General features: G+C 71.3%; 5 protein-coding genes. All 5 read left to right on the top strand.

Annotated elements, in window-relative coordinates; all coding sequences use genetic code 11:
• Positions 1-292: 292 nt before the first annotated feature.
• Positions 293-853 (top strand): division/cell wall cluster transcriptional repressor MraZ, encoded by a 561-nt coding sequence (gene mraZ / locus FDZ70_06545; GenBank protein TLM76512.1) that lies wholly within the window; start codon positions 293-295, stop codon positions 851-853.
• A gap of 6 nt (positions 854-859) precedes the next feature.
• Positions 860-1,795, top strand: coding sequence for a 16S rRNA (cytosine(1402)-N(4))-methyltransferase RsmH (gene rsmH / locus FDZ70_06550; protein ID TLM76513.1), 936 nt, complete (start codon positions 860-862; stop codon positions 1,793-1,795).
• A gap of 50 nt (positions 1,796-1,845) precedes the next feature.
• Positions 1,846-2,457: a hypothetical protein gene (locus FDZ70_06555; protein ID TLM76514.1), complete on the top strand. Its 612-nt coding sequence runs from the start codon at positions 1,846-1,848 to the stop codon at positions 2,455-2,457.
• A gap of 3 nt (positions 2,458-2,460) precedes the next feature.
• A complete protein-coding gene (locus FDZ70_06560; GenBank protein ID TLM76515.1) occupies positions 2,461-4,224 on the top strand; it encodes a penicillin-binding protein 2 in 1,764 nt (587 codons plus the stop codon).
• A 15-nt stretch (positions 4,225-4,239) separates the two neighbouring features.
• A partial coding sequence (locus FDZ70_06565) for a hypothetical protein (GenBank protein TLM76516.1) occupies positions 4,240-4,650 on the top strand: 411 nt, incomplete at its 3' end.

The following is a 4,650-nucleotide window of genomic DNA, read 5'->3' on the forward strand; positions in this document are numbered from 1 at the left end:
GAGTCATCTCGGTCCGGTCACCTCCAGTGAGTCCCCTGATCGTTCCGCCGCCGATTCTACGCGCACCGTCCGACGCGCGGCAACCGCACCGGTGGCCTCCTGGGACGACCGCGCCGCTTCCGTGTCCCGTATCCCGTTCTCAAGGTGCGCAGCGAACGACCTGACACCGCTTCAGACGCGACGCGCCCGTCGGCGGTTCACGGGGCATCCTCCGACGGCGCCCGTTGGCATGGCCGAACACCCTCGATGGTGGTCGTTGGCGTGATTTGGGCTAGCCAGTTGCCATATTGGGATGTATTGGCGTAGAATCGCGCCCGGATGGCAGCAGTGGCCCCGTTCCGGGGTCCGTTGGAATGAGGCGGGGGAGGGACGCGGCATGTTCCTGGGTGAGTACGAGCACACGCTCGATCGGGTCGGCCGCGTCTCCGTGCCCGCGAGGTTCCGCATCGAACTGGGCGAGAAGGTCGTCATCTCACGCGGCTTCGAGGGCTGCCTGTACGTGCACCCGGCGGACTCGTACCGCGAGTTCCTCGCCGACGTGCTCGAAGGCTCGGACTTCGACCCGAAGTACGCGAAGGTGCGCCGCTTCTTCGCCACCCGCGCGGTCGAGTCGAACGTCGACAAGTCCGGGCGCGTCAACCTGCCGCAGGCGTACCGCGACCACGCGGGCCTGGCCGGCAAGGTCGTCGTTGCCGGCAACGTGGACCGCATCGAGTTGTGGGACGCGGATCGCTGGGCCGAGATGTGCGCCGTCATCGACGCCGAGGCCGAGGGCCTCGCGCAGGAGATCGCGCGCGAACGTCATCAGTCAGGCGCGTCGGGAGCGGGTGTCACGACTCCTTCCGGACGCTGATTGACAATGGAATACCGGCACACCCCAGTTTTGCCGGCCGAGGTCTCACACCAGTTGATGTTGAAACCCGGCTCGATCGTGGTCGACTGCACCTTAGGCGGGGCAGGTCACGCGACGCGGCTCAAGGATTCGATCGGCCCTGACGGCATCCTCGTCGGGATCGATCAGGACGAAGCAGCACTCGCCGCAGCAGCAGACGCAGCACGCCTCGGCCGGCAAGCCATCCTGCTCCAGGGGAACTTCGGCGACCTCGACGACCTGCTCGTCGAGGCGCGCATCCCCTACGCGGACGCGTTCCTGTTCGACCTCGGCGTGTCGTCCCCGCAGCTCGACCTCCCTGAGCGGGGGTTCTCGTACCAGGACGACGCGCCGCTGGACATGCGGATGGACCCTGGCTCGGACAGCGTCACCGCGGCCGACGTGGTCGCCACGTACTCCGCGGCCGAGCTCGAACGGGTCATCCGCGACTTCGGCGAGGAGCGGTGGGCGGCGCGCATAGCAGCCTTCATCGTAGACGCGCGCGCCCACCGGCCCCTCGTCACCACGGGGGACCTCGTCGACGTGATCAAGGCCGCCATCCCGGCGGCAGCCCGGCGCGAGGGCCCGCACCCTGCCCGGCGCACGTTCCAAGCGCTGCGCATCGAGGTCAACCGCGAGCTCGAGGTCCTCGAGCGCGGCCTGCGCGCCGCCGTACGGTGGCTCGTCCCGGGCGGGCGCGTCGCGGTGATCAGCTACCACTCGCTCGAGGACCGCATCGTGAAGCAGACGTTCGCCGATCTGGCGCAGGGGTGCACGTGCCCGCCTGACCTGCCCGTATGCAGGTGCGGCGCACAGCCGGTACTCCGCGTGGTGACGAAACGGCCGATCCTGCCGACGGCCGAGGAGGTGGAGGCGAACCCGCGGGCGCGCAGCGCGCGCCTCAGGGTCGCGGAGAAGCTCTAGCCACGCCGACACGGCGGGGCGAGGGAGACGAAGAGGGAGGTGGACGCGACATGGCGGCATCCGCAGCGGCGCGCGCGAAGCGCTCGGCGCGCACGGCCCCGCGCGCACGGTCGGCGTCCGCCGCCCGTTCGGCCCGGCGCGCCCGCAGCCCACGTGCGAACGCCGCGACCGCGGCTGCGTACCGCGCGGCCGTCTTCGCGATCGTCCTGCTCGCGGGCGTCGGCGTCGCGCGCGTGGCCGTGACGGCCCAGGCCGCCGAGGCCGCGATCGACAGCGGCCGGCTCATGGACTCGATCAAGGAGCAGCGCCTCCTGTCCGACCGGCTCGAGGTCGACAAGAGCACGCTGGCGAGCCCCTCGCGCATCGAGGAGATCGCCGGCGCCGCGATGGGCATGTCGGTCCCCGACGACGTGCGCTACCTCGAGCTGGACGCGGACGCGTCGGGCGGGGGCGGGAGCGCATCCGGCGCGGCGCAGGTCGCCGACGCAGGCGGGCCTGAGCCCACCGCCCCTGCCGCGTCCGCCGCGGGCACGCCCGCGGTGACGCGGGCGTCCACGGGCGGCGAGGCCGTCGCCGGCCTGCTCGACACGATCGCGCGCGTCGCCGCGGAGCAGGCACAGGTGCTGCTCGTCGGCGACACGGGCCTGGCGACGGCCAGGTAGGGGGTGGCGGCCTCGCGCGGACAGAGAAGGGCGCCGGGCCGCAGGCCACCGAAGGCACCCGACCGCTCCGGCACCCTGTTCCTCGTACTCGCGGCGGGCCTCGTGCTCGTCGCGGCGCGTCTGGTGTGGGTGCAGGCGGTCTCCGCCGGGACCTACGCCGAGCAGGCGGCCGACCAGCGCCTTCGCGACATCGAGCTGTCCCCGCGCCGCGGCGCGATCTTCGACCGCGAGGGTGTTCCGCTCGCCGTCACGAGTCCGGCCAAGACGATCTACGCCAACCCGTACCAGGTGAAGGACAAGGCGGGGACCGCTGCGAGGATCGCCTCGGTACTCGGCGGCGATGCGGCGGCGTATCAGGACAAGCTCTCCAAGGACGCCGGCTTCGTCTACATCGGGCGGAAGGTCGACGCGGACCGCGCGCGCACGCTCGAGGAGATGAAGCTGCCCGGCCTCGGGTTCATCGAGGACTCCCGGCGCACGTACCCGTCGGGCGACCTCGCCTGCCAGGTCCTCGGCTTCGTCGGCGTCGACGACAAGGGACTCGCCGGCATCGAGCAGCAGTACGACGCGCTGCTGGCCGGCACGCCAGGCCGGATCCTCGCCGAGCGCGACCCGCAGGGCCGGCTGATTCCCGGCGGCGTCCAGCACTACGAGAACGCGGTCGACGGCGAGGACGTCGTGCTCACCATCGACAAGGACATCCAGTATCTCGCGCAGAACGAGCTGGCCGCCGCCGTGAAGAAGTGGAGCGCGAAGAGCGGCTCGGTCGTGGTGATGGACCCGCGCAACGGCGAGATCCTCGCGATGGCGTCGGTGCCGACGTTCGACCCCAACGCCTACGGCAAGGCCGACTCGACGGCCTACCGCAACCGCCCGGTGTGCGACGTCTACGAGCCCGGATCGACCATCAAGTCGTTCACGGCCGCCGCCGTCATCGACAAGGGCCTGTTCACGCCGGACTCCCGGTTCAACCTCCCGTCGACCCTCAAGGTCGGCGGCAGCACCATCCACGAGTCGCACGGCCGCGGGGCCGTGAACTGGTCGCTCACGCAGATCGTGACGAACTCGTCGAACGTCGGCGCGGTCAAACTCGGCCAGGCGCTGGGCCGCGACGACCTGTACCACTACTTCACCCGCTTCGGCCTGACCGAGAAGACCGGCATCGACTTCCCCGGTGAGGTGCGCGGCTACCTGCCGCCGCCGGGGCAGTGGTCGGGCAACTCGATCGGCAACATCCCCTTCGGCCAGGGCATCTCGGTCACGCCGCTGCAACTCACCCGTTCGATGGCGGCGCTGGCCAACGGAGGCGAGCTCGTGACCCCGCACCTGCTGCTGTCCGTGCCCGACGATGATTCGATCGCGGCAAAGACCAAGCGCGAGCGGGCAGTCGCGGCCACCACGTGTGCTCAGATGGCCGACGTGCTCGCGGCCGTCATCACCGAGGGCACGGGCGAGGGCGCCGCGGTCCCCGGCTACACCGTGGCCGGCAAGACCGGGACCGCGCAGAAGGTCCGTGCCGACGGCCGCGGCTACAAGGGCGGCGGGTACGTCGGGTCGTTCTCGGGCTACCTGCCGGCCGAGGATCCGCGCCTGGTCATCGTGGTGACGCTCGACGAGCCGACAGGCGCCATCTACGGCGGCGTGGTCGCCGCGCCGGTCTTCTCGAAGGTCGCCCAGTTCGCGGTCACGCACCTGAAGATACCGCCGTCGTCCGCGGCCTCCGGCGCGGTCGAGACGACCGCCGCGGCGGCCGTCGGGCGGCCGTAGGGAGGGGGAGGGTCTGTGATAGAATCGCGCAGCCCCCGGCCTCCCGGACACGTGGACCGCACACTGCCCTTCAGCCAACTGCTCGCCGATGTCCCGGCCTCGTTCGCCGGCGACGCGTCGACCCCGATCGCAGGCGTCGCCTACCGCTCCGACCGCGTGCGGTGTGGTGACGCCTTCTTCTGCATCCCCGGGTTCGTGCATGACGGCCACGAGTTCGCCGCCGACGCGGTCGATGCCGGCGCCGCCGCGCTCGTGACGTCGCGCCTGATCGAGGGCCTCGAGGGCGTGCCACAGGCCGTCGTGCCCGACGTGCGCGTTGCGCTCGCGTTCGCGTCCTCGGCCGCGTACGGCCACCCGACGCGCACCCTGCGTGTCGCGGGCGTGACCGGGACGAACGGCAAGACCACGACCACCTACCTGCTCGAC

The organism is Actinomycetota bacterium, assembly GCA_005774595.1.
Lineage (GTDB): Bacteria > Actinomycetota > Coriobacteriia > Anaerosomatales > D1FN1-002 > D1FN1-002.

Excerpts from the sequence above, each read along its gene's own strand:
- mraZ (TLM76512.1), top strand. The coding sequence starts at position 293 with ATGTATTGGCGTAGAATCGCGCCCGGATGGCAGCAGTGGCCCCGTTCC.
- rsmH (TLM76513.1), top strand. The coding sequence starts at position 860 with ATGGAATACCGGCACACCCCAGTTTTGCCGGCCGAGGTCTCACACCAG.
- FDZ70_06555 (TLM76514.1), top strand. The coding sequence starts at position 1,846 with ATGGCGGCATCCGCAGCGGCGCGCGCGAAGCGCTCGGCGCGCACGGCC.